The following is a 26960-nucleotide window of genomic DNA, read 5'->3' on the forward strand; positions in this document are numbered from 1 at the left end:
TGATTTTAAATCCCTTAAACTATTCGACAATTCGCCTCCGGCTGAATAACTTATCAAATGAACGTGACTAGGCATAATACAATAGCAGTATATTTTAAGATTTTTGTTTTTTTGACAGTAGATAATACTCTCTACCAGTATATCTTGATATAACCTTCTTGTAAATACATCTATCCACCCAACTACACTAAAACTTACAAAGTATAACCCATCACTATGTGTTTTATATTTTTCGGACATGAAATGAAAATATAAAAAGTAAGTATAACTTACAATATGTGTTTCAATAATGGTTTCACACTAAGCTCTACCGCACAAAATTCTTGACTTCAGCTTAGCGCTTACTCCGAGAAATACCAGATACGAAGTAGGCACTTGTAAGCAGAGCTTACAATAATAGTTTCACACTAAGCCCAGACACACAGGCATTGCTTCAGCTTAGCGCGTACTGGGGTAGACGCTAAGCTGAAGCTCGGCATTAGTGCGATTGGGCTTAGTGTCTTTGTATATCTTCATAAGCTCTGCTTATTATTTTTTATCTAATGGTATTGGCTATTTTCGTTTGCACTACTAAGGCTTTATTCATGCGTCTTATTTACAAAGAGGGGCTCAATTGGTAAGTAGAACTTACAATAATAGTTTCACACTAAGCCCAGACACACAGGCATTGCTTCAGCTTAGCGCGTAATGGGAATACCTTAAAAAGGGTAGAATGATGGACGTACTAAATACGGAGTTGTGGCGTTCTATAAAAAACTAAACAGTGACAAACAATACTATTACTTAACGTAGGTTGAATCGCTTTTTGTTACAGAAAATACAACCACTTTACATATATTTTTTGTAAATTGAAGCTTGTTGAAGTTCATAATGAAGAGACTTATATACATTTTACTTTTTTCTCTTAATACCATCACCGGGTTTGCTACACACAATAGAGCCGGTGAAATTACCTATAATTGGCTTGGTGGGCTTACCTACGAAATTGTGATAACTACTTACACTAAAGAGAGTAGTCCCGCAGATAGATGTGAGTTGGTAATTCATTATGGAGATGGAGACACCGCTGTTTTAAATAGAACTAATGGGCCTGTTAATTCAACATCGGCATGTGGCAGCATTCCCAATGGGCAGTCGCTAGGAAATGATATAAAAAAAAATATTTATAAAGGAACACATACCTATCCCGGTAGTGGTATTTACAGCCTTTGGATGGAGGACCCCAACAGAATTTCGGGAGTTGATAATATTCCTAACTCTGTAGATGTTCCATTTGCGCTGGAGTCGAAATTAATTATAAACTCAATTTTGGGTAGTAACAGCTCTCCACAATTACTAAATCCACCAATTGACAATGCCTGCACCAATGTGTGTTTTTATCACAATCCCGGGGCTTTTGATGCAGATGGAGATAGTTTGTCTTATTCGTTGGTTACATGTTTGGGGGCTAGCGCAAATCCAATAGGAGGTTATACGTTGCCGCCAACAACATCTACTTTGTTTATCGATGCCGTAACCGGAGATTTTGAATGGTGTACACCTCTCAATCAAGGAATATATAACGTTGCCATTTTGATAGAAGAGTGGCGTACCATAAATGGCCAACGATTTAGAGTAGGGCAGGTGTTGCGTGATTTGCAAATAGATGTGGCGGGATGTAATAACGATCCTCCGGTTATTTCTAATTTAAGAGATACGTGTGTCAATGCAGGAACTCTTTTAACAATGACGGTATCTGCCTTTGACATAAATGGGAATTCGATTTCGTACAGTGCTTCCGGTGGGCCTTTTATTTTAAGCCCTGCGGCTACTTTTAATTCAAGTACGAGAGTTTTTTCTTGGCCAACATCATGCAATCATGTGCGAAAACAGCCACATTTGGTGTCGTTTAAGGCTGTTGATAATGGCAATCCTAGTTTGGTTGATTTTGAAACTGTAAAAATTACGGTAGTTGCTCCTGCCCCTCAAAACCCTACCGCCAATGCGCTCGGTACAAGTATTAAATTATCGTGGGATAAAAGTTTTTGCGATCCAACTAACAATAAATTTGTTGGTTACAAAATATACAGAAAAGCGGGAACCTCAGGTTGGTCTCCGGCACATTGCGAAACAGGAGTGCCAAGCTATACAGGGTTTTCTCTTGTTGGTTCCATGCCTATTTCGCAAGGGTTTACTATTGATAGTACAAATTTTACCGACTCCAATAATGGAATGGGGTTGATTCATGGCGAAAATTATTGTTACAGAATTGTGGCTTGTTTTTTAGATGGTGCTGAAAGTTACGCCTCTATTGAGGTTTGTGAGCAACTAAAAAACGACATCCCAATAATTACGAATGTAGATGTTACTGCTACTGATATTGCTACAGGAGGTATTAAAGTAAAATGGACAATGCCTATTACCAATACTCAAAATTTTGATACACTCGTTTACCCCGGACCATATAGAATAGAATTGAAACAATCAGAAGGTTTTGTATTGGGCACACCATCTATAGTTGCTACATTTACGGCAAATAGCATTCTTAATTGGAACGACACAGTTTTCACGGCAACTAATTTAAATACAAAAGAAAAAGCATATTCGTATGTTATAGATTTATATGCCTTAGGGGGAACTACCTATGTGGGTTCATCTCATGTAGCATCCTCTGTGTTTTTGTCCATAACTCCCGCAGATAAAGAGCTTGCATTTACTTGGAGCGCAAATGTTCCGTGGACGAATAATAATTATTTTATTTATTATGAAACTTCGCCCGGAACCTTTACTCTTATTGATAGTTCGTTGGCACAACAATATTTAAAACAAAATTTGCTCAATGGAAAACAATATTGCTATTATATTTTAGCGAAAGGTGAATATTCTGACACAACCATTGTGCGGCCATTGTATAACAGGTCGCAAGTTGTTTGTGCAACACCAATAGATTTAACCCCACCATGCCCTCCACGAATTGTGGCTACACCTGACTGTGATTTGTCTCAGGTGGGTTTGGTTTGGAATAATCCTAACAATAGTTGTGCGAACGATGTTGTTGGCTATAGACTTTATTATACTCCCGTTCAAGGCGATTCGTATTCGCTTTTAGCAACCTTTTCATCTCCGCACGATACAACGTATACTTATGCCAATGGATTAAGCATAGCCGGTTGTTATTTAGTTACAGCTGTCGATTCGTTTGCTAACGAGAGTGTAAATGCACAATCATTTTGTGTAGATAATTGTCCAATTTATGAGTTGCCTAATGTATTTACTCCTAACGGAGATGGTGTGAATGATTTTTATTCATCCCTTAAGCCCTACAAATACGTGCAGGATGTAGAAATGAAAATATATAATAGATGGGGACTTTTGGTTTATGAAACAACCGACCCAGATATTAACTGGAACGGAAAAAATTTAGAAACCAAAACAATGTGTTCTGACGGTACTTATTATTATACGTGTGTTGTAAATGAAATACGCGTAACAGGCATCAAACCAAGGTATTTAAAAGGATTTATTCAGCTTATACACGGAAAAGACGGAGCTCCCACCAACTAATATGTTTACAGGAATTATAGAAGAAGTAGGCGAAGTGATTGCTATTAACACAAGTAAAACAAATACTGTTTTTACTATAAAATCTTCTTTTACAGCCGATTTACAGATAAATCAAAGTGTTGCGCACAATGGCGTGTGTCTGTCCGTTACAGCCAAAGAAAACAACACGTACCAGGTAACTGCAATACAAGAAACGCTTCAAAAAACAAATTTATCTGCTGTTAAGATAGGAGATAAAGTAAATTTAGAAAGGTGTTTGTCGGCTTCTGCTCGTTTTGATGGACATATTGTACAAGGGCATGTAGATGCTACAGCTACTTGTGTTTCGATAAAGGATATGGACGGAAGTTGGGTGTTTGAATTTAAACACGCTGTAAAGCCTGAATTTATTACGGTAGAGAAAGGCTCTGTTGCAGTTAATGGAATTAGCCTAACAGTGGTAAATTCGAAAAAAGACAGATTTTCTATCGCTGTAATTCCTTATACGTTCCAACATACCAATTTACACAAGTTGCAAGTTGGTGAGGATGTAAATATTGAATTTGATGTTGTAGGAAAATACATGGCAAAACTTTCTGCCGGCTATTTACCTAACTTATAACGAAGAATATTTTTCTTTCAAAAATTCTTTATAGTCGCCTAGGTTAGCCATTACTTGAAGCTCTCTGTATTTTTCATGAAACTCCATATCAGTAAGTTCTTTGTTCAACTCCGTGATACGGAATTTGTCATAATTTCGCAATGCCATCCATTCTTCGTTTGTAAGTGATTGTGCGCTGTATTCTCTGTCTCGCAAATCACTAATGGTGGTAGTGTTTAACAATTCTTGCTTTTTTGTTTGCCGAATTGTTACAAATGTTTTTTCATTTTTCATTGCTGTCGGTTTTGGATTTAAACAAATTTAAAAACCGTCTTTAGTTGTATGAGATGTCTATAAAGTTGTTATCAACAAAAAACATGTTGATAGTAGTACGAAGAATTTTTTTGAATTCTACATGTGCAATTATCTCCTTTTTGATGCTGATGCACAAACCATCCAAAAAGAATTGTAAATTAGTACTCCTAAAAAATTATTTATGCAAAAAGTTACTGCTGCTATTACTGCTGTTGGAGGATATGTTCCGGATTTTGTTTTATCCAATGAAGTGTTGGAAACGATGGTCGAAACAAATAGCGAGTGGATTGAAAGTCGTACTGGAATAAAAGAACGAAGAATTTTAAAAGGAGAGGGCAAAGCAACATCTGATATGTGTGTGGAGGCAATTAATCAATTGCTTAAAAAGCGTGGTATTGGTGCCGAAGAAATTGAAATGGTAATTGTTGGAACTGTAACTCCAGACCATGTATTTCCATCTACATCGAATGTTATTTGCGATAAGATTGGTGCTAAAAATGCCTGGGGATACGACTTGTCGGCTGCTTGTTCCGGATTTCTTTTTGCACTAACTACTGCGGCACAGTTTATTGAAACAGGATTTCACAAGAAAATTATTGTAGTTGGTGCCGATAAAATGTCTTCTATTATTAATTACAAAGATCGCTCTACTTGTATAATTTTTGGTGATGGAGCCGGAGCTGTTTTGTTAGAGCCTAACGCAGAAGGACTAGGTTTTATAGACGCTATTATGAAAGCAGATGGTGCAGGAAGAAATTATTTGCATCAAAAAGCCGGAGGATCTTTAAAGCCTGCTTCCCATGCTACAGTTGACGCAGAGGAACATTTTGTGTACCAAGAAGGGCAAACTGTATTTAAGGCTGCCGTAAAGGGAATGGCGGATGTGTCTGCTCAGATAATGGAGCGTAATAAACTTACAAGCAATGATGTAAGTTGGTTGTTGGCGCATCAAGCCAATAAGCGCATTATTGATGCTACCGCAGAGCGTATGGGGTTGAATTCAGACAAAGTGTTAATGAATATTCAGCGTTACGGAAATACTACCGCAGGCACTATTCCGCTGCTCATGTGGGATTTTGAAAAGCAATTTAAAAAGGGCGATAATATTGTAATATCCGCTTTTGGTGGAGGGTTTACGTGGGGCTCTATTTATTTGAAGTGGGCGTATTAAATAATGTTGAATGCTTAATTATAAATGTTGAATGGAATATTTATATCTATTCTCCTTGTTTTTCAATTCGAATACCCGCATCTAATATAAGAGGAAGTTCTTCTGCGCGCATACCTTGTTCAAGTGTAAATATATATTTTCCTTGGAGCGGAAATAATACTTTTCGCTTAAATGGAATTTGATTGTCCCAAATATCTCCAAGCCCCTCTCCAAGCCATTTCCCGGACTCATCTGCTAAAATACACTCTAGTGTGTCTTTTGCAAATTTTCCGTTCGGAAATTGTGTGGTAATAAATAAAAATAAATTATTGTACGGATAGCCATCTGCATTTCGCACGTTGATGTAAAAATTATGGTTACTTAGTGTATCTGTTACATTAACCTCGAAACTAAGCTTCTCATCTATATTCCAAAGTTGATCGGAAATTTGTTTGTTCTCTTCAAACACTCTGTTTTTGTCGCAGGAAGATAATGTAGAAATGAGTAGTAGGTAGATGGTAATAAGTAGTATATTTTTTAAAAAGTTCATTTTTTATACAATTAGTGCGTTTGTTTCTTCATCTGGTTTTTGCATGCCAATGCGGATGTCTAAAATTTTTCTTCTTATAGGATTTGTCAGATAGCTTAAAATAGCTACAGAGCCAAATCTGTCATCTACTTCTATGCCCGTAATTACAAACCCCGCTTTTAGTTTCGGAATTATTACACCGTTATTTGAGAGTTTATGCCTACTGTAAATTCGCTGAAATCCCTTTTCGGAAAGCTCCTTTATCAATAAGTGCAAAAAAGCTGTATAGATTCCCTTGTTTCTGTATTCGGGCTCAATGGCTGTATTTACCATATATATTTCGTCAGCAGCTTTTTGCACCCCCCAACTCCAACCTATTGCTTTACCGTCACTATAGAACAGGTATCTGTAAACAAATAATTTCTCAAGATTTTTTCCTAATTCCCTTACAGAAATTTTTTCTTCTTCGGATAAAGCTTCGTTCCAGTTGTAATCATAGTTGCCGTCAAATAGTCGAGGTCTATTCGCTCTCGTAATTGAGGCAAATTTGGATGTGTCGGTTTCTTTCTCGCAACAAATTGTATCAATCAAAGGGATCATTTTACGGATCTTTTTATAATTCAACACTCACAACTCAACATTCAAAATTATTTTTTTGGTCTATTGTCCGGTCTTCTTCTGTTGTTATTGTTATTTGGTCGGTTTCTATTTCTGTTTTGATTGTTGTGTTGAGGCTTTCTCTTCTTGTCAAACCTATTTATGTTGTCTTGTCCCACCACATTTTCAAAATCAGGTTCTTTTACTTTAATCTCTTTATTTACGTACTCAATTAAATCTTCCGGAAAGTTATTATCCTTATTTAATGCCAATACTTGCTTTACTCTGTCAACGGGAACTTCAATGAATACGCTTGGTTCTGTGGTATACGAATACCACATCTTACGCCTAAAAATATCTGTTTTTTGATGAAAAGCATCGCCTTTCTTTGTTTTTAGTTTTACTTCTGTAGTTGGAAAATCTTTTATGGCATCTAAGTAGCTGTCCAACTCATAGTTTAAACAACACTTCAGTTTTCCACACTGCCCGGCTAATTTCAATGGGTTTAACGACAATTGTTGGTAACGAGCCGCAGTTGTTGAAACGCTTCTAAAGTCTGTAAGCCAAGTAGAGCAGCACAATTCTCGTCCGCAAGAACCTATACCTCCCAATTTACTTGCTTCTTGCCTTGCTCCAATTTGGCGCATTTCAATACGGATTTTAAATTCCTCTGCCATTTTTTTAATCAGCTCTCTAAAATCTACGCGCCCATCAGCAGTGTAGTAAAATATGGCTTTTGCTCTATCCCCTTGATATTCCACATCGCTTATTTTCATCTCTAAGCCTAGCTTAAGCGCAAGTTCTCGAGTACGATACATGGTAGGTCGCTCCAGATTTTGTGCTTCTTTCCACTTGTCAATATCTTGTTGCTTAGCTATACGATATATTTTTTTTAGTTCGGGGTTTGCCGGATCTACCCCTTTTCGCTTCATTTGCGTTTTTACTAATTCTCCTGTAAGGGATACCACACCAATATCATGCCCGGGGCTGGATTCAACGGCAATAACATCTCCCGCAGTAAGTGAAAGGTTGTTTACGTTTCTATAAAAATCTTTTCGGTCATTTTTAAAACGTACTTCCATGCAGTCAAATTGTTGCTGACCTGAAGGAAGCACCATGTTTGATAGCCAATCAAATACACTCAATTTATTACAACTACTTGTGCCGCAAGAGCCATTGCTATTGCATCCTTTTGGCGTAGTTGATTTTCCCGTAGTGCTGTCGCTTGATGTAGAACATCCCGAACATCCCATATATATAAGTATAAATTGTAGTTATGAATAGATTAAACTTTATGATGCATAAAAATAAGGAATATTGGGGAGAAAAAAGCAGTTGCTTGCGAAAGGTGTTTTTTAGCTGTTTTTCCTGTTCAATAACTCGTTCATCTTAAATGTTAGATCTAAGAATAATATTTTAGGATTTGCATTGCGTTCAATGTGTGTAAATGCCTTAGTAAGCTCTTCGGAAAAGTCGCTTATATTGTGCAAACCTATATACGGTGAAAATTTTTTGATAAATTCTTTTTCTTCTCCTTCCAACTTCACTAAATCCGGCATGTTTAGGTTCTCTAACAAACCTGATCGCATAATTTGATTGCAATACAATAAAAATCTTTTTTGAGATTCGCGACCAATACCGGCAATACTTTCTATCCACTTCATTGCTTTTTGTATATCCAGCTTAAAACTTAAGCGCATCCAATCTCTAAAAAAATCAAAATAATTTAACTCTTCTGTCGCATGAAATGCGTGTTTCATCGCCTCATTGTAATTGCCATCTGCCACAAATGCAAATTTACCGGCATCTTCGCTAGAAAGTTGTTGGGTGCGCATAAGTGCATTTTTTATTTCTTCGGTACTTAATTTTCCGATACGTGTCGTTTGTGTACGAGAAATAATAGTTGGCAGTAATTGGTCTTCTGCTTCACAAACCAATATAAATAGGGTTTTATCGGGCGGCTCTTCTAAGATTTTTAATAATTTATTGGCAGCAGTTGAGTTCATTTTTTCAGCCATCCAAATAATCATCACTTTGTATTCGGCCTCATAAGTGGTAAGGCTTAATTTTCGCATTATTTCGGCACTTTCTTCAGTACCAATGATAGCTTGTTTGTTTTCGGCATCAAGCGATAAAAACCAATCGAATAAATTTAAGTATGGATTTTCTAAAATCTTTTCTCGCCAAGTTGCAATAACAGCGGTGCTTACGCGTACATCTTTCGAAATAGCTACCGGATAAGCGAAGTGTAAATCTGGATGAATTAATTTTTGGTATTTAATGCACGAGGCGCAAGTTCCGCACGAGTCGCTCTCATTTCTATTTGTACACGAAATATATTGTGCATAGGCCAATGCCATTGGCAGTGCTCCGCAGCCTTCGGCACCCAAAAACAATTGCGCATGGCTAATACGCCCCTCGCGCACAGCCTGCGCCAGTTTTAATTTTGTTTCTTGGTGTCCTATTACTTCGGAGAATTTCATGCAGCATCAAATATACTAAGCCTATGGAGTTATTAATAATTATTTTAATTCAAATTCTTTTTTTAAACTGCTTCTTTATTTTATAAAACCTTATTTTTATACAACAAACAAGTACAAATACGATATGCAAAACATAGATTCTTTTAATTTTTCAAATAAGAAGGCGCTTATTCGAGTTGATTTTAATGTGCCATTAAATGCGGATTTTAGCATTGGCGATGATACTCGCATTACTGCTGCAATTCCTACTATTACTAAAATATTGAAGGACGGAGGAAGTGTAATCTTAATGTCTCATTTAGGAAGGCCCAAAGGCGGACCGGAGAATAAATATTCGCTTAAACATTTATTGCCGCACCTTTCAACGCTTTTGAAAGTAGATGTGAAATTTGCCGATGATTGTATTGGACAAAGTGCTGTAGATATGGCTTTGGCATTAAAGCCAAAGGAGGTGTTGTTGTTAGAAAATTTACGTTTTTACAAAGAAGAAGAAAAGGGAGACGAAGCATTTGCAAAGAAACTAGCAGCTTTGGGCGATGTATATGTGAATGATGCTTTTGGTACTGCACACAGAGCACACGCCTCTACAGCGGTTATTGCTAAGTTTTTCGAAAAAGATAAATTGTTTGGCTATGTAATGAATGGCGAAATAAAAAGTATCGACAAAGTTTTGTATGAGTCGGAAAGGCCTTTTGTTGCTATCATTGGAGGAGCAAAAGTTTCCGATAAAATATTAATTATTGAAAATTTATTGAGTAAAGCCAATAGTATAATTATTGGAGGGGGTATGGCGTTTACTTTTGCCAAAGCGTTGGGAATGCAAATAGGCAATTCGCTATGCGAAGAAGATAAATTGCAACTGGCCTTGGATGTGTTGGAAAAAGCAAAACAAAAGGGTGTTGCTGTGCTATTGCCTGTAGATGCTATTGCTGCTGACAAATTTTCGAACGATGCGAATACGCAAGCCGTTTCAATGAAAGAAATTCCTGCGGGATGGATGGGGTTGGATATTGGTAAACAAAGCGAAGAGTTATTTGCAAAAGAGATACTGGCAGCTAAAACTATTTTGTGGAATGGTCCAATGGGTGTTTTTGAAATGGATAAATTTCAATCCGGTACAAAAGCTGTAGCGCAAGCAGTGGCAAAGGCTACAGAGAATGGTTCCTTTTCATTGATTGGAGGAGGGGATAGTGTGGCGGCAATTAATAAGTATAATTTGCAACACAAAGTAAGCTATGTATCTACCGGTGGAGGTGCTATGCTCGAATATATGGAGGGGAAAGAGCTTCCGGGGGTTGCTGCAATAAAAAATAATTAAACAGAACAAATGCTTAGACAGAATTTTCAACAGAAGCTTTTACAAAAACTTTCTCCACAACAAATTCAACTAATGAAATTGTTGCAGTTGCCTACAATTGCGCTAGAGCAACGTATTAAAGAAGAGTTGGAGCTAAACCCCGCAATGGAAGAAGGCCCAGAAGAAGATGAAAAAGATGTTGATGCAAATGACGACAATGAGCTAGAAACAGAAGATACGAGTGAAGAGAACGAACGGCAAGACGATGAGTTCGACATGAGCGATTATATGGACGATGACGATGATTCGGAGTATAAGTATAACGCCAACAACTCAAGTGCCGATGACGATAAAAAGGAAATTCCATATGCATCGGGTCCCACTTTTCAAGAGTTGTTAGAACAGCAATTAGGATTAAAAGAGATTAGCGATAACGAATACCAAATTGCTAGTTATTTGATTGGAAATATAGATGAAGATGGGTATTTGAGAAGGGACTTAGAGTCTATTGTAGATGACATTGCGTTTTCTCAAAACATTTCAACCACCAAGGAAGAGCTGGAAAAACTATTGCACATCATACAAACATTCGACCCTGCGGGTGTTGGTGCAAGAAATTTGCAAGAGTGTTTGCTCTTGCAATTAAAGCGAAAGGAGCCACAATCCTTTATTATAGAAACTGCAATTAAGGTCGTAGATAAGCAGATGGAAGAGTTTTCTAAAAAGCATTATGAGAAAATTGCTAAATATCTAGAGATTGATGACGAAGAAATTTTTAAAGAAGTAATAGAAGAAATAACCAAGCTGAATCCTAGGCCAGGGAGTTCTTTGGCCGATTCGCAAAAAAGTGTGCAGCAAGTAATACCTGATTTTACGCTTACCAATACAGACGGGATATTAGAGGTTACGCTTAATTCGCGCAATGCTCCGGAGCTACGAGTTAGTGGTGCATATGCAGAAATGTTAAATACGTATTCGAAGAGTAAAGACAAATCGAGTAAGGATGCGGTAATGTTTGTGAAACAAAAAATAGATTCTGCCAGAGGGTTCATCGATGCTATTAAACAACGCCAACATACATTGTTGTACACCATGAATGCCATTTTGCAATACCAGTACAATTTTTTTCTAGAGGGCGATGAAACCAAGCTAAAGCCAATGATCTTAAAAGATATTGCAGAACGAGTTGGTTTAGATATTTCTACCGTATCGCGCGTTGTGAATAGTAAGTACGTGCAAACATCGTTCGGAACATTTTTGTTAAAATCTTTTTTTTCCGAATCGATGGCTACAGACAGCGGAGAAGAGGTGTCCACACGAGAAGTGAAAAAAATATTGGAAGATTGTATCTCTGCCGAAAATAAAAAGAAACCATTAACAGATGATGCACTAACAAAAATATTGAAAGAAAAAGGCTACACCATTGCTCGAAGAACTGTTGCTAAATACCGAGAACAGCTGGAGATACCTGTTGCGCGTATGCGCAAGGAAGTGTAAGTTTGTCTTCTTTCTTTCATTCGGAATTAGCGGAAAAACGCAGTTGGTAACAATTGAATAGCCGCAACGCAAAAACCTGAAACTATAAGATTCTATGAACAATCTTTCTCATAAACTAGCTACATTTATTTCTGTTGTTTTTCATCCATTGTTGGTAACAACATACGGAGTGGTAGTGTTGTTGTTTGGGCACCCGCAACTTAGTTTGTTTTTACCGTTGCACTATAAATTAAAACTAATCGGTGTTATTTTTTTGTTTACTGGAATTTTGCCGGTTGCAAATATTCTGTTGATGTATGCCTTTAAACATGTGCAATCTATTTATTTGGAGAGCAAGGAGGATAGAAGAATTTTATATTTTACAACAATTATTTTTTTTGCAGCGGCTTATTATTTACTTCATAGTTTGCAACTATCACTTTTAATTGAACATCTTTTGCTTGGCGCATTAGTAGCGCTTGTGATAACTTTTATACTCAATATGTTTTGGAAGGTAAGCGCACACATGGTTGGAATTGGTGGGGTGTGTATGGCTATGTATTTGGTTTCCGGAAGAGTTAATGTTTTACTGCTATTCCCTGCTTTTGTATTTGTGGCAGGTTTGGTTGGCTCATCTAGATTGTTGTTGCAGGCACACACTCCTGCCCAAGTATATGTAGGTTTTGCCATTGGTTTAGTAAGTATGCTGCTTGTGTTTGCGGTTTCTTTTCCTTTTTAACCCAACAACAGCTCGAAATTAAAATTCAAGAAAACAACTATCTAAACACGCTTGTACTAAAGGTAAAATAGTGCATTTTGAGCTTTTTTGCATCGTAAGGATAAAATTTGTACATTTGTGCAGAAATTCAAGAGAAAGGGGACACTTTAGTCCCCTTTCTTATTGAATATATACAAATGATTACGGTTGATACCATAAAGAAATTAGTTGAAGAGAAGCTGGAAGAGGATTTGTTTTGGGTTGATATTTCCGTGAAATCCGGGAATAAAATTTTTGTAGCCCTAGAAAGAGAGTCCGGCTTAAAAATTAACGATTGCATAACAGTTAGTAGGCATATAGAAGCTAACTTAAACAGAGACGTTGAAGATTATGAGTTGGAAGTTTCGTCTCCCGGACTAGAACAACCTTACAAAGTGCTAAGGCAATACCAAAAACGCTTAGGTAAAAACATACAAGCAATTACCAAGGATGGTAAGGGGTATCAAGGTAAATTGGCTGAAGTTACAGATGCTTATATTACAATTGAAGAGGAAAAAAAAGTGAAGATTGAAGGCAAAAAAGGGAAGCAAACTGTGGTAGATAAAATTGTGTTGCCCTTTGAGCAAATAAAAGAAGCAAAAGCATTAATTGTGTTTGGAAAAATAAAATAGATAAAAAATAAATGTGTTAACTCAAAAAAACAGTACAATGAGAAATGTTAATTTAGTTGAATCGTTTTCTGAATTTAAGGATATTAAAAATATCGACAGAGCAACATTGATGAGCATTATAGAGGATGTTTTCAGAAATTTGTTGATTAAAAAATACGGAACAGACGAGAATTACGATATTATCGTAAATCCGGATAAGGGGGATTTAGAGGTGTGGAGAAACAGAGAAATTGTAGACGATGAATTTGCAGAGGATAGCTTTGATTACGATGAAAACAGACACATTAGCTTAACAGAGGCGCGCAAAATTGAACCTGATTTTGAAATTGGAGAGGCTGTTTCTGAACCCTTCAAACTAGAAGATTTTGGAAGACGCTCTGTGTTGTCTATCCGCCAAAATTTGGCTTCAAAAATACTTGATTTAGAAAAAGACGGTATCTATAAAAAATACAAAGATAGACTAGGAGATATCGTTGCCGGAGAGGTGTATCAAATCTGGAAAAAAGAAATTTTAATTTTAGATGACGAAGGAAACGAGTTGTTGCTTCCTAAAACAGAACAAATACCAAGCGACTTTTTCAAAAAAGGTGATACCGTTAGAGCCGTTGTTCAACGCGTTGAATTAAAGAACGCAACACCTGTAATCATTTTATCTCGTACCTCGCCACTATTCTTAGAAAAATTATTTGAGTTAGAGGTGCCTGAAATTTTTGATGGATTAATTACCATTAAGAAAATTGTTCGTGAACCGGGCGAAAGAGCTAAGGTTGCAGTTGAATCATACGATGATAGAATAGATCCTGTTGGAGCGTGTGTGGGTATGAAAGGCTCTAGAATTCATGGAATTGTTCGTGAGTTAAAGAACGAAAATATTGACGTTATCAACTTCACAACAAACGCACAATTGTTTATTACCAGAGCGCTAAGCCCTGCTAAAATATCTACCATTAAATTGGATGACGATACAAAGCGTGCAGAAGTTTATTTACGTCCGGATCAAGTATCGTTGGCTATTGGTAAAGGAGGACACAACATTAAACTAGCAGGTAAGTTAACAGGCTACGAAATAGATGTATATAGAGATACCGATATTGACAATGAAGATGTGGATTTGGAAGAATTTGCAGATGAAATTGAAAGTTGGATTATAGACGAGTTGAAGTCTGTAGGATGCGATACTGCTAAGAGTGTGTTGGATTTAAGCGTAGAAGATTTAGCAAAACGTACCGATTTAGAAGAGGAAACAATTAAAGAAGTAAGAAACATTTTAAGTGCAGAATTCGAATAGGTTTTAACTAAACCGAGCTTCTATTGGCTAAGAAGCTCGGGTAGTTTATTTTGTATAGAAAATAAATAAGTAAAGCCAATTAGTAGCAAAAGAGATTACATAAAAAATAAGCATGTCAGAAACAGCAAGTACAAAACGCATTGTAAAAGTAGCATCAGAAATGGGTGTTGGCGTGGATCATATTATTGATTTTTTAAATAAGAATGGCCATACCGACATTAATCGTAATTCAAAAGTAAACGAAGAGCAATATCTTCAGTTAGCAAGAGAATTTCAAGCTGAAAAATCTGTAAAAGAAGAGTCGAAGCTTGTTGGAATTTCTTCTAAAACAAAAAAAGAGGCCGTAGTTCTTGAAAACACTGAGGTTAAGAAGCCTGCGAAAGTAGAAGAAGAGAAAGAAGACATTTTGATAAAAGATGCAAATAGTGTTGCGCCTGCTGAAGAGGTTGTACGAGCAAAACCAGAAAAAGAGATAAAGGTTAAAGTGATCTCTAAAATTGATTTAGAGGCTCCGAAAGCGAAAACTACAAAAGCAAAAACCACAAAAACAACAAAATCTAAAGAGAAGGCAAAAGAGGAAGAAATTGTTGAAAAACCCGTAGATATTGTTAAAGAAGTACCTCCGGTTGTTGAAGAGAAAAAAGAAGTTGAGGTTGTTCCTCCGCCACCGGTAAAAGAAGAAAAGAAAGAGGATTTTATGGAAACCAAGTTTACCAAACTTGGAGGTCCAACTATTGTGGGGAAAATTGTTTTACCAGTTGTAAAAGAAAAAGAAGATAAAAAGAAACCTGTTGCCTCTTCGTCTGCAGATGGGATTGATTTAGATAAGAAGAAAAAAAGAAGAAGAATTCAAAAAGAAGGTGGAGGTCAAGGTTTTCAGCCTACTCAAGGTGGCGGTGGCGGAAAGCCATTTACACCAAGGTTTGATAATAAAAATAAATTTGCCGGAAAACCGAGAGAGGAAAGGGTTGCTCCAACTGAAGATCAAATACAGCAACAAATTAAGGAAACACTTGCAAGACTAAGTGGGTCTGGAAAATCAAAGGCTGCAAAGTATCGTAAAGAGAAGCGTGAGGAGATAAAAGAAAAATTACAACAAGAAGCCGCACAGCAAGAAGTTGATAAGAAAACATTACAAGTAGCCGAATTTATTTCTGCAAGTCAGTTAGCTACTATGATGAATATACAGGTAAATGAAATTATTAAAACCTGTATGAGTATTGGGTTGTTTATCTCTATTAATCAGCGTTTAGATGCAGAAACAATATCTATGTTGGCTGAAGAGTTTGGCTACAAAGTAGAATTTGTAACTGTTGAAGCCCAAGAGTCCATTGCGATTGAAGCCGATAAGCCGGAAGATTTAATGCCACGTTCACCAATCGTAACCGTAATGGGGCACGTAGATCACGGTAAAACATCGTTGCTGGATTTTGTTCGTAAGGCGAATGTGATAGCAGGAGAGGCAGGGGGAATTACTCAGCACATTGGTGCATACAGCGTGCAATTAGAAGATGGAAGAAAAATCACATTTTTAGATACTCCTGGTCACGAGGCGTTTACCGCTATGCGTGCACGTGGTGCTAAAGTTACCGATGTGGCTATTATTGTAGTAGCTGCCGATGACAGTGTGATGCCACAAACAAAAGAGGCTATCAACCATGCGCAAGCAGCTGGTGTTCCGATGGTGTTTGCCATTAATAAAATTGATAAACCTGGAGCAAATCCTGAAAAAATAAAAGAAGCATTATCTATCATGAATATCTTGGTAGAAGATTGGGGCGGGAAATACCAGTGCCAGGAAATATCAGCTAAAAAAGGCTTAAATATTGAGGCATTATTGGATAAAGTGTTATTAGAAGCCGAAATGTTGGATTTAAAAGCAAATCCAAATAGAAATGCATCGGGTACCGTAATAGAATCATCTTTGGATAAAGGTCGTGGATATGTATCCACTATTTTGGTTCAAAACGGAACATTACGCATTGGGGATGTCGTTTTAGCAGGTCCACATTCCGGTAGAGTAAAAGCTATGTATAACGAGCGTCAGCAGGCAATTAAAGAAGCCGGGCCTGCAACACCGGTATTGATACTTGGGTTGAGTGGTGCACCGCAAGCAGGAGATAATTTTAACGTGATGTCGGATGAACGCGAAGCACGCGATATTGCTAATAAACGTTTGCAGTTGATGCGTGAGCAAGGTATCAAAACACAAAAACATATTACACTTGATGAGATTGGAAGACGATTGGCAATTGGAGACTTCAAAGAGTTAAACGTAATCGTAAAAGGTGACGTGGATGGCTCTGTAGAGGCTCTTTCTGGATCGTTATTGAAATTATCTACACCAAAAATTCAAATAAATGTAATTCATAAATCGGTGGGACAAATATCCGAATCGGATGTGTTGTTGGCATCAGCATCAAATGCAATTATTATTGGATTCCAGGTTCGTCCTTCTTCAAGTGCTCGTAAGTTAGCCGAGGCAGAACAAATTGATATACGCTTGTATTCTATCATTTACGATGCTATCAATCAAATTAAGGATGCTATGGAAGGAATGTTGGCGCCAGAGTTTGAAGAAAAAATTGTTTGTAATATAGAAGTTCGCGAGGTGTTTAATATTACCAAAGTGGGAACTATTGCAGGTTGTATGGTGTTGGATGGTAAAGTTACTCGAAACACTAAGGTGCGTGTGATACGTGATGGTATTGTATTGCATTCCGGTTCTTTAGGCTCGTTGAAACGATTTAAAGACGATGTAAAGGATGTGGTAGCAGGCTTTGAGTGCGGATTGAATATTGATAAATTTGATGATGTAAAAGTGGGTGATATTATTGAAGGATACGACCAAGTGGAAGTAAAACCTAAATTGTAAGAGCTAGAATCATAGGTTTAGAAAAGAGAAAAACAAATTTTGCGCATTACTTAATTAATTATTATTTTTGCGTTCTTCATTAGTAAAACTGTCCGATGGTGTAACTGGCAACACGTCTGATTTTGGTTCAGAAGAGTTCAGGTTCGAAACCTGATCGGACAACAACAAAGCCCTCTAAATATAGTTTTAGAGGGCTTTGTGTTTTTAGTGGATTTGTGAATAGTATTTGTCTATTGGAGTGATTTATTTTTTTTGAATTATATCCTCAATAATTTTTAAATGATGTTGCGTGTGTATCTTTAAAAACCATTTGGTCATGGGCAAATTGAGTTGCCCGAAGTAGGGATGTATAAAATTACTTTTTGCTGGAAGAGTGTCAATGGTTTTTAATTTTTCTTTTGCCACGTTCAATTGTTTTTCTAATTCTTCTATTGTAATTATTCCCTCTGCAACTACTGATTTTGGAGCCTTTCCTTTTCCTCTGGGGATTCGATTAATTATAAATACAATATACCTGTTTAGGTTAAACTTCCATTTGTATTCCGCAGGATTCGACTTCTCTAATCGATAATAAATGCCATTGATTACTTTTAAGCAATGGTCTATATGCCAATCTACACCTGTTTTAGATATGGTGCGATTTGTTATGCTGTAGTTTATAATATTTTTTTCTAGGGCGGTTAACTCTTTTAGTAGAAACACGTGTCTTGTTTTTAGTCGTAGTGAAAAGTAGCAATTTATTTTTGTACTCGCCAAATTTTCAAATCTGTTCTCATTATATTTACTGCCTAACTAATTTCATTAATGACATTAAAGGAATCTCTGTATTCTATTTGTTTAAGCTATGTTCAGGAACGTATAGTTCGTATAACTAAAGAAATAGAATCGGTGCAAACATCGGCTAACGAAGAAAATAAAAGTAGCGCAGGAGATAAGCACGAAACAGGGCGTGCGATGGCACAACTAGAAATAGAAAAAAATAGTAAGCAGTTGCAAGAAGCAAAAAGGCTAGAAGCGCAACTTGCGAAAATACAAATAGATAATATTTCTGATAGAATAATTGCAGGCTCGCTAGTTACCACAACCAATGGCATTTTTTTTATTTCTATAAGTATGGGAGTTGTGACTTATAAAGAGCAACCGTACTTTTTTATCTCGCCCGATTCTCCTTTGGGAATGCTGTTTTTGGACAAAAAGGTAATGGATGAAATTTCTTTTAATGGAAAGAAATATGTTGTACTAGCAATAGGATAGCTATTAAGCAAAAGCTTTGCTGCAATTTATCAATCATTGTCTATCTTTGCGTGTATGTATACACTTTCAAAAAAAATATGTTTTCTTGTATTTTTTGTATTATTTGCAAATACGATATGTGCGCAAGACTTATTACACTGCGGTGCAGATGAAATGCGTATAAGCACACTTAAAAAGAATCCTACTATTGCCAAAGCAGTTGCAAAGCGCGATTTGCAATTAGAAGAACATACAAAACAATACGTTGATCAGTTTTACAAGAAGCAACTTACATCTTCTACATATATTATTCCTGTTGTGTTTCATGTTATACACAATTACGGTGCAGAAAATATTTCGGATGCGCAAATTAAAGATGCGATATCTGTTTTAAATAAACGATTTAGAAAACAATCTGCTGATACATCCACGATTGTTGCAGCTTTTAAGCCGCTGCATGCCGATTGTGAAATTGAATTTCGTTTGGCTACTCTGGACCCCAATGGCAACTGTACAAGTGGAATCAATAGAATAGCTTCTTCACTTACCGCTATTGGCGACCATTCTGTAAAGTCATTAATTCATTGGCCTCCTGAGAAGTATTTGAATATTTATGTGGTGCAAAACGCAGCAGGTCTTGCAGGGCACGCTGTTTGGCCTGCCGATGCTGATACTATACCAGCTTGGGATGGTATTGTAATGTCTCACAATTATGTTGGTAGTATTGGAACATCAAATCCAACTTCATCTGTAGTGCTTGCGCATGAATGTGGGCACTATCTTAATTTGCATCATATTTGGGGCGGTAATAATGTACCCGGTTTTTATTATTTGCCGTGTGCCGACCTGAATAAAAGTTGCAGCATTGATGATTTAGTTGCCGATACACCACCAACCATTGGCTGGGTAACATGTAATTTAAACGGAAGCTCTTGTGGCAATACCGTTGATATGGTTCAGAATGTAATGGATTATTCGTATTGCAATAAAATGTTTACGTATGGTCAGAAAGCTAGAATGCATGCGTGTTTGAATGATACTATGGCTAGTAGAAATAATTTGTGGCAACCCGCAAACTTAATTGCAACAGGTGTTTCAAACCCGTCAAATGTATTGTGTAAAGCAGATTTTACTGGCAGTAAGAATGTGGTGTGCGCTAATAGCCTCAATCAAGTTACGTTTACGAATACTTCGTATCATGACAGTATTGTAAGTATGATTTGGTCTTTTCCCGGAGGTGCTCCTTCTTCCTCAACCGCAGCATCACCTGTTATTACCTATACTAACGCTGGTGTGTATTCGGTATCACTTAAAGTATATACCACAACTGATTCTGCAATAGTTACTAAATTGAATTGTGTTTCTGTGTTACCTACCACATCTGTATCGTATCCGTTTTCAGAAAGTTTTGAAACGGTTAATTCGCTATATGGGCCCCAATGGTTTGCAAATAGCATGGATACTGTTAATGCTTGGCAAATCACCAATACTGCTTCTTATAGTGGTTCTGTTTCTGTTATGCTCTCCAATGCGAATAATCCTATGGAAACTAGAGATGAGCTGTATAGTAGAATAATAAATCTTTCCGGGGCAAGCTCCTTGAGTTTTAATTTTAAATATGCTTTTGCAAGGAAGGATACTTCCAATAAGGATCAGTTGCAGGTTTATATTGGGAATAATTGTGCCGGTTGGATTCAGCGACTAAGTTTGGTAGGAGCAGCACTTGAAACAGCTCCTATTCAGTCGGGTAGTTTTATGCCTACAAATTCAAGCCAGTGGATGCAAGCCAATATTACAATTCCATTGGCTTATTACACTTCTACATTTAGAATTAAATTTGTATTTAGTTCCAAAGGGGGAAATAATTTTTATTTAGATGACATTAGTATTGGCAATTCCACGGGAGTTCAGAATTTACAGGAGGTAATTACTGATATTAAACTATTTCCCAATCCCTCAGAGGATAATGTTTCTGTTTCATTTGATTTGATTGAGCCCAAAGAGTTGTCTTTTTCTGTTGTCGATGTTTCAGGTAGAATAATTTTTGAAAGAGAAAAGCAATTCTTTTCAATTGGTGCTCATGTATTTTCTTTCGACTTAAACACAGTTTCTTCCGGAGTTTATTTTCTTAAAGTGGTGGATGGTAAACAGAGTATTGCAAGGCCATTGGTTGTTGGAATTAAATAAGATTGAATGAGAAAATATTTACTCGATATAAAAAGATATAATCTGAATAGTAGAAATAGGATACGCTCTTTTTTTATTTTGTTTGCATACACTTTTGTTTTAACCTCTTGTTTTCAAAAAAAATCATACCGCTACATTTCAAATGCTTCTGTGCCCTTGTCTGAAAGGGAGGCTATTCTTATACTTCCTGGATTTGGCTCTATTGTTCATGGTAATAAAAAACAACTAGCCTATTTTTCTAATAAAGGTTACGATGTACATATTCCAAAATATATCAAAAGAAAATCAATATCGGCATGCGTTAAAAGACTAGACTCTTATTATAAAGAAAACAACTTAGCTCAGTATAAGAAGGTACATGTATTTAGTTATATTGTTGGTTCTTGGGTGTTAAATACGTATTTAAATCAAACACCTCAATCCAATATTGAAACTATACAATACGATAGAAGTCCTTTGCAAGAAAGAGCTCCTTATGTATTGACTCACGATTCACCTTTTTTGGCAAGAATTGTTGGTGGAAAAATAATGTGGAATTTTCGTAATACACCATACCCTCCCTTGCAAAATTCTAAAGCCAAGATTGGAATTTTGGTGGAGAGTAAAGCCACAGACCTTATTCGGAAACACAAGAGAACGACTATGTCGCTAGGCGAATTGAATTGGGATGTATCAAGTTTTAAGCAGCCTTATTCCGATTACATGTATATTCGATTGAACCACGATGAAATGTATTTTAAATTGGATGTAATTGGAGATCAACTATTTCAGTTTATTAAGAATGGTTCGTATTCTTCTGATGTTCAGAGGATTCCATATAATTGGGACTATTTTCTTCCGTATAAATAACATAGATTTTGTTTACGGATTATCGCAACTTTTTATAATATAAGTTGCACTATTTACTAATTGCAAATTGCCTGTTGCAATTTTTGCCACAAATCGTGTTCGTATAAGCCAAATTGACTTTTTTTTATTGCTAATCGCATAAGAGCTCGTTTTCCGTCATCAAAGTCCGTTACACTTTCCCTCCATTGAGATCTAAATTTGAAAAAAAATAAAATTATGATCTCTGTTTATAACATGAAAGCTAAGTTTCAAATGGTGCTGTTGCCAATACTTAAAACGTTAAACAAGTTGGATGTAACAGCCAATCAAATTACAATTAGTGCAATTGTTTTGTCTGGTATTACCGGAGTTGCTTTTTGGTTTCATCCTCAAGGCTATATGTTTTTGCTTGTCCCAATTGCTCTATTATTAAGAATGGCTTTGAACGCACTTGATGGCATGATGGCAAAAACATACAATCAACAATCCTTAAAAGGAGAAATATTAAATGAACTGGGCGATGTTGTGTCAGACGCACTATTGTACATCCCTTTAGTAAAGCTCTCCGCGGGTAATCCTTTGCCGGTATTTGTATTTGTGGCGATTGCCATTATAAATGAGTTTGCCGGAATACTAGCAAAGGTTGTTTATGGAGTTAGATCATATACTGGTCCAATGGGAAAAAGCGACAGAGCTTTTGTTATAGGATTGTTCTGCTTGATTTGTTATTTCTATCCGCAAGCAATAGCATATACAACAACAGTTTTACTGTTTGCTTCTTTATTGGCAGTAGTAAGTACAATTAAAAGACTAATCAAAACAACTAAATAAATTAAAATTAAAGTACCATGTTAAGCATTGAAAAAATAGAACAAAACAAAGAGTTAAGCTTAGTAATAGCTGTGATACTCGGAATACTTGTATTTGCAACAGTATTGTTTTTTATCTGGGGTAAAATAAAGCCTGAAGCCAATTTAAAAGAATTAAAAGCACGCACTCGGTCGTGGTGGATTATGGCTGGTATATTTATAACGGCTACACTCGTAAATACAATTGTGTCCTTCATTGCATTCACATTCCTATCCATTTTTGCTTTTAAAGAGTTAACCTCTATAAGCCGAACTACAAGGGTTTGCGACAAGAATATAATTAGCTGGGGATATGCAGCCATCCCGGTTCAGTATTTTTTTGCATACATGGGATGGTACGAAGCATTTTTAATTTTCATTCCTGTATTCATGACATTTTTTCTAACATTTTTAATTGTTAAAAAAGGCGTTATCAAACACATCTCAATTTCAATGGCTGTAATTCCAATGCAATTGATGCTTTGCGTGTATGGAATAAGTCATTTAGCTTATTTGTTATCTCTTTCGGAACTACAAGGCTTTAAGCCTGGAGGGAGAGGACTTTTATTATTTGTTGTATTTATAACCGAAATGAATGATGTGTTTCAATTTACTTGGGGTAAATTTTTAGGTAAACGCAAAGTAATTCCTTTAGTAAGTCCCAACAAAACTTGGGAAGGTTTAATTGGAGGCGTAATAACAACTACCGTTGTTGGATATTTTCTGCGATTCTTAACACCACTAAATGGAGTAGAGTCAATTGTAGTAAGCTTTGTAGTTGCATGTGTGGGATTTGCCGGAGATATTATGGTATCTGCCATTAAGAGGGATATTGGTGTTAAAGATATGGGAAGCGTTATTCCCGGTCATGGAGGAATCTTAGATAGAATTGATTCTCTAGCGCTTACCGCTCCAATCTTTTTTCACATACTTTATTTTTTAAAATATTAATTACGTAAAACTTAAACATCATGAGCACAAACATTGTATTAAACAGAACTCTTTTAGGCCTTGTTGAAGCAGGTCAATTAATTAGAACCAATGCAATAGATTGGTTTTCAAAAAAACAAACTTCTATACCTTTCGATTTTAAACAGGCTGGTAGCATTGGGCCGGAGATGCTTATGTTGCACGGACTTATTGGCAATGCTGCGAATTGGGATAATGTTACCAATCAACTAAAAAAATGGTCGTGCACATATTCGCTCAATTTACCTATTGCTAATGGTTTTGGAGAAGACAAATCGATACATTCACTATCTAATTATGCGCACAAATTCGTAGAGCAACATCATTATCAAAAATCAATTATTTGTGGTAATTCTTTAGGTGGACATATTGCATTACGAATGTATTTGTCTAATCCAAGTAAGGTAAAAGCATTAATATTAACAGGTACTTCCGGTTTGTACGAGAAAGGTGTTGGCGAATTATCGCTAAGGCCTACTAGACAACAGATATATGATTTGATGCGCGAGGTAGTGTATGAAGAGAAGCACTTGAAAGAAGAAGACATACAGCATGTTGAGTCTATTGTTTCTAACAGACATAGTTTTATTAATTTAATTCGGTATGCAAAAAGTGCGAAGAAAGATAATTTATCAAAACTGTTACCTCAAATTAAATGCCCTGTTTTGCTTATTTGGGGCGAGAATGACACAATTACCCCTTTGGATACGGCACAAAAATTTAATGCACGTATTCCAAACAGTAAATTGGTTGTACTTCCTAAGTGTGGTCACGCACCAATGATAGAGTACCCGGAATTATTTGCGTATGAAGTAGAAAAATTTGTGAAATCGCTAGAATAGCCCATAAAAAGTTTTCAATAAATGGCATCTGCATTGTTAATTACTTTTTAACATAAACAGGCTTCAAATAAGGCTTTTAGAGGGTATTAATTTTATATTTGTTACCATAAAATTAATGTAATGGATGATATAGCAATTTGTTTAAAAATAGCAAAAACACTTTCCATAAGTGCGAAGCAAGTAAGTGCAACGGTTGAATTGTTGGACGAAGGGGGCACCGTGCCTTTCATTTCAAGATATAGAAAAGAAGTTACCGGTAGCTTAGATGAAGTGCAGGTGCTTGCAATAAAAAATGAAATTGAGAGAGTGCGTGAGTTGGAAAAACGCAAGGAGGCCGTGTTGGCTTCTATTGAAAGTCAAGGAAGATTGACGGAATTCATAAAGAACGCTGTTCTAGAGGCAGAGACAATGGCAACATTAGAAGATTTGTATTTGCCATTCAAGCCAAAACGAAGAACAAAAGCAACCATCGCAAGAGAGAAAGGTTTGGAGCCATTGGCTTTATTTATTTTAGAACAATCGGATATCTCTTTAGAAGCAGAAGCTACAAAGTATTTAGATGCTGAGAAGGAGGTTGATTCGGTAGATGCTGCGTTGGCAGGAGCACGCGATATTATTGCTGAAATAATAAGTGAAGATGCCAAGGTGAGAGAAGGTATGCGAAAACTGTATATGAAATCCGGTGTTATTAAAAGTCAGGTTATATATGGCAAAGAGGAAGAGGGAGAAAAATTTAAAGATTATTTCGATTGGCAAGAGCCTTTGGCGGAATGTCCAAGCCACAGAATGCTTGCTATGCGCAGAGGACAAAACGAATGTATATTGGGGTTGGATATTTTAGTAGATACAGATACTGCATTGGATTTAATAAAAACACAATTTGTTAAGTCGAAAGGAGAGTGTGCTCAGCATATTATTACCGCTATTGAAGATGGCTACGACCGATTGCTTCAACCTAGCATGGAAAGCGAGATGCGAGCTATTACAAAAGACAAGGCAGATGAGAAAGCAATTGAGGTTTTTGCAGAAAATTTAAGAGAATTGTTGTTGGCTTCGCCTCTTGGACAAAAAGCGATACTGGGTGTAGATCCTGGATTTAGAACAGGTTGCAAGGTAGTAGCATTAAATCCACAAGGTAAATTACTTGAAGAAACTGTAATTTATCCTCATGAGCCACAACGTATGGTTACAGAGTCGGAGCATGTTATTCTTGCGTTTTGTGCAAAACACAATATAGAAGCCATTGCTATTGGCAATGGAACGGCATCGCGCGAAACAGAACAGTTTATAAGAAATATAGATGTATTGCCAAAGTCAATACCTGTGATTATGGTAAGTGAGTCGGGAGCTTCTATTTACTCTGCATCAGAAGTAGCGAGAGAAGAATTTCCCGATTACGATTTAACAGTAAGAGGTGCCGTTTCTATTGGGCGTAGGTTGGCTGATCCGTTGGCAGAGCTAGTTAAGTTAGATCCTAAATCTATTGGCGTAGGGCAGTACCAGCACGATGTAGATCAAATGGCGTTGAAACGAAAGTTAGATGATGTGGTGATAAGTTGTGTGAATGGAGTAGGTGTTGAATTAAATACGGCCTCAAAGCAGCTTCTGTCTTACGTTTCCGGAGTTAATAGTACGCTAGCCAAAAACATTGTAGAGTACAGAAATAAAAACGGATCATTTAAATCGCGAAAAGATTTGTTGAAAGTAGATAGGATGGGAGAGAAAATATTTGAGCAATGTTCTGGATTTTTGAGAATACTTGATGGAACGCATCCGTTGGATAAAAGCGCTGTGCATCCGGAGAGTTATCCTATCGTAGAAAAAATGGCCAAGGATTTGAATTGTACCATCGATGATTTAATTACTAATAAGGAGTTGCGAAAAAAAATTAATTTATCTTCTTATGTGACCGAAAAAATTGGATTACCAACATTGCAAGATATTATGAATGAGCTGGAGAAGCCCGGTAGAGATCCACGTAAATCTTTTGAAGTATTTAGCTTTGATGATAGTGTGCATAAAATATCTGATTTGAGAGAAGGAATGCGCCTTCCGGGTATTGTTACCAACGTAACTAACTTTGGCGCTTTTGTAGATATTGGTGTACATCAAGATGGTCTGGTACATGTTTCTCAATTGAGCGATACGTTTGTTACAGACCCTAACACAGTTGTTAAGGTAGGACAAAAAGTATGGGTGCATGTTACCGAGTGTGATGTGCAACGTAAACGTATTGCGCTTTCAATGAAAGGAGAAGGAAATCCAACTTCAAAAAAGAATGTAAATAAGAAGCAAGAGCCCGTGTACGATCCAAATGATTTTAATTCCGCATTGGCGGCATTGAAGCAGAAGTTTGGGAAATAGTTATAGATTGTTAGTTGTTTTGTATAGTGCAATGTTATAAATTGAGTTAGAGAATAAAGTTACTTAGATTCGCAGTAGAATTAATTCTAAGTGTAGTTGGCTGTTTCAAGTATTTTTATACTGTTTTTTGCCGGATTTTTTTGAAAACGTAATTCATTACCAGTAAA

The 26960-nt window shown here is 36.6% G+C and carries 23 protein-coding genes and 1 tRNA gene; 17 read left to right on the plus strand and 7 right to left on the minus strand.

Going from position 1 to position 26960, the window contains the following annotated elements; all coding sequences use genetic code 11:
- The coding region (locus tag J0M08_09640) for a transposase (protein MBN8703317.1) at positions 1-240 on the minus strand (240 nt) is incomplete at its 3' end.
- A 630-nt stretch (positions 241-870) separates the two neighbouring features.
- Here J0M08_09640 and J0M08_09645 point away from each other — a divergent pair.
- Entirely contained in the window at positions 871-3543 is a 2673-nt protein-coding gene (locus tag J0M08_09645; protein ID MBN8703318.1) for a gliding motility-associated C-terminal domain-containing protein, read from the plus strand.
- 1 nt (position 3544) lies between these two features.
- Positions 3545-4144: a riboflavin synthase gene (locus J0M08_09650; GenBank protein ID MBN8703319.1), complete on the plus strand. Its 600-nt coding sequence runs from the start codon at positions 3545-3547 to the stop codon at positions 4142-4144.
- On the opposite strand, the gene J0M08_09655 is transcribed toward J0M08_09650, so the two are convergent.
- Positions 4139-4417 carry a hypothetical protein gene (locus tag J0M08_09655; GenBank protein MBN8703320.1) on the minus strand — a complete coding sequence of 93 codons (279 nt, stop codon included), beginning with the start codon at positions 4415-4417 and terminating at the stop codon, positions 4139-4141. The two genes, J0M08_09650 and J0M08_09655, sit on opposite strands and share 6 nt — an antisense overlap.
- A gap of 202 nt (positions 4418-4619) precedes the next feature.
- Here J0M08_09655 and J0M08_09660 point away from each other — a divergent pair, with 202 nt between their 5' ends.
- Positions 4620-5609: a ketoacyl-ACP synthase III gene (locus tag J0M08_09660; GenBank protein ID MBN8703321.1), complete on the plus strand. Its 990-nt coding sequence runs from the start codon at positions 4620-4622 to the stop codon at positions 5607-5609.
- Positions 5610-5655: 46 nt separating this feature from the next.
- On the opposite strand, the gene J0M08_09665 is transcribed toward J0M08_09660, so the two are convergent.
- From J0M08_09665 to J0M08_09680, 4 genes are all read right to left on the minus strand, one after another.
- Positions 5656-6138: a gliding motility lipoprotein GldH gene (locus tag J0M08_09665; protein ID MBN8703322.1), complete on the minus strand. Its 483-nt coding sequence runs from the start codon at positions 6136-6138 to the stop codon at positions 5656-5658.
- Positions 6139-6141: 3 nt separating this feature from the next.
- Positions 6142-6708, minus strand: a complete 567-nt coding sequence (locus tag J0M08_09670; GenBank protein ID MBN8703323.1) for a GNAT family N-acetyltransferase — start codon at positions 6706-6708, stop codon at positions 6142-6144.
- A 56-nt stretch (positions 6709-6764) separates the two neighbouring features.
- Positions 6765-7967: a hypothetical protein gene (locus tag J0M08_09675; GenBank protein MBN8703324.1), complete on the minus strand. Its 1203-nt coding sequence runs from the start codon at positions 7965-7967 to the stop codon at positions 6765-6767.
- A gap of 102 nt (positions 7968-8069) precedes the next feature.
- Positions 8070-9197: a DNA polymerase III subunit delta gene (locus tag J0M08_09680; protein MBN8703325.1), complete on the minus strand. Its 1128-nt coding sequence runs from the start codon at positions 9195-9197 to the stop codon at positions 8070-8072.
- Between the two features lie 124 nt (positions 9198-9321).
- On the opposite strand from J0M08_09680, the gene J0M08_09685 reads away from it, so the two are divergent.
- The 7 genes from J0M08_09685 (at position 9322) to J0M08_09715 (ending at position 17684) form a co-directional block, all read left to right on the plus strand.
- The gene (locus tag J0M08_09685) at positions 9322-10515 is read left to right on the plus strand and encodes a phosphoglycerate kinase (protein MBN8703326.1); all 1194 of its coding nucleotides are present in this window, start codon (positions 9322-9324) and stop codon (positions 10513-10515) included.
- Positions 10516-10524: 9 nt separating this feature from the next.
- A complete protein-coding gene (gene rpoN, locus J0M08_09690; protein MBN8703327.1) occupies positions 10525-11991 on the plus strand; it encodes an RNA polymerase factor sigma-54 in 1467 nt (488 codons plus the stop codon).
- A 94-nt stretch (positions 11992-12085) separates the two neighbouring features.
- Positions 12086-12709 (plus strand): hypothetical protein, encoded by a 624-nt coding sequence (locus tag J0M08_09695; GenBank protein ID MBN8703328.1) that lies wholly within the window; start codon positions 12086-12088, stop codon positions 12707-12709.
- Positions 12710-12885: 176 nt separating this feature from the next.
- A complete protein-coding gene (gene rimP, locus J0M08_09700; GenBank protein MBN8703329.1) occupies positions 12886-13359 on the plus strand; it encodes a ribosome assembly cofactor RimP in 474 nt (157 codons plus the stop codon).
- A gap of 37 nt (positions 13360-13396) precedes the next feature.
- Positions 13397-14647, plus strand: coding sequence for a transcription termination/antitermination protein NusA (gene nusA, locus J0M08_09705; GenBank protein MBN8703330.1), 1251 nt, complete (start codon positions 13397-13399; stop codon positions 14645-14647).
- A gap of 112 nt (positions 14648-14759) precedes the next feature.
- The gene (gene infB / locus J0M08_09710) at positions 14760-17522 is read left to right on the plus strand and encodes a translation initiation factor IF-2 (GenBank protein ID MBN8703331.1); all 2763 of its coding nucleotides are present in this window, start codon (positions 14760-14762) and stop codon (positions 17520-17522) included.
- Positions 17523-17611: 89 nt separating this feature from the next.
- Positions 17612-17684 (plus strand) — tRNA-Gln (locus J0M08_09715).
- A gap of 81 nt (positions 17685-17765) precedes the next feature.
- Here the strand turns inward: J0M08_09715 and J0M08_09720 are convergent.
- Positions 17766-18224 carry a hypothetical protein gene (locus J0M08_09720; GenBank protein ID MBN8703332.1) on the minus strand — a complete coding sequence of 153 codons (459 nt, stop codon included), beginning with the start codon at positions 18222-18224 and terminating at the stop codon, positions 17766-17768.
- 102 nt (positions 18225-18326) lie between these two features.
- Between J0M08_09720 and J0M08_09725 the strand changes: the two genes are divergently transcribed.
- The 7 genes from J0M08_09725 (at position 18327) to J0M08_09755 (ending at position 26793) form a co-directional block, all read left to right on the plus strand.
- A complete protein-coding gene (locus tag J0M08_09725; GenBank protein ID MBN8703333.1) occupies positions 18327-18776 on the plus strand; it encodes a hypothetical protein in 450 nt (149 codons plus the stop codon).
- Positions 18777-18830: 54 nt separating this feature from the next.
- Positions 18831-20942, plus strand: coding sequence for a T9SS type A sorting domain-containing protein (locus tag J0M08_09730; protein MBN8703334.1), 2112 nt, complete (start codon positions 18831-18833; stop codon positions 20940-20942).
- A gap of 6 nt (positions 20943-20948) precedes the next feature.
- Positions 20949-21791 (plus strand): hypothetical protein, encoded by an 843-nt coding sequence (locus J0M08_09735; GenBank protein MBN8703335.1) that lies wholly within the window; start codon positions 20949-20951, stop codon positions 21789-21791.
- A gap of 216 nt (positions 21792-22007) precedes the next feature.
- The gene (locus tag J0M08_09740; GenBank protein MBN8703336.1) at positions 22008-22601 is read left to right on the plus strand and encodes a CDP-alcohol phosphatidyltransferase family protein; all 594 of its coding nucleotides are present in this window, start codon (positions 22008-22010) and stop codon (positions 22599-22601) included.
- A gap of 17 nt (positions 22602-22618) precedes the next feature.
- The gene (locus J0M08_09745) at positions 22619-23569 is read left to right on the plus strand and encodes a phosphatidate cytidylyltransferase (protein MBN8703337.1); all 951 of its coding nucleotides are present in this window, start codon (positions 22619-22621) and stop codon (positions 23567-23569) included.
- A gap of 20 nt (positions 23570-23589) precedes the next feature.
- Positions 23590-24429, plus strand: coding sequence for an alpha/beta hydrolase (locus tag J0M08_09750; GenBank protein ID MBN8703338.1), 840 nt, complete (start codon positions 23590-23592; stop codon positions 24427-24429).
- 120 nt (positions 24430-24549) lie between these two features.
- On the plus strand, positions 24550-26793 hold the full coding sequence (locus J0M08_09755; GenBank protein MBN8703339.1) for an RNA-binding transcriptional accessory protein: 2244 nt from the start codon (positions 24550-24552) through the stop codon (positions 26791-26793).
- The last annotated feature ends 167 nt before the right edge of the window (positions 26794-26960 follow it).

The organism is Bacteroidota bacterium, from assembly GCA_017303975.1.
In the GTDB taxonomy this organism is placed as follows: Bacteria; Bacteroidota; Bacteroidia; order JAFLBG01; family JAFLBG01; genus JAFLBG01.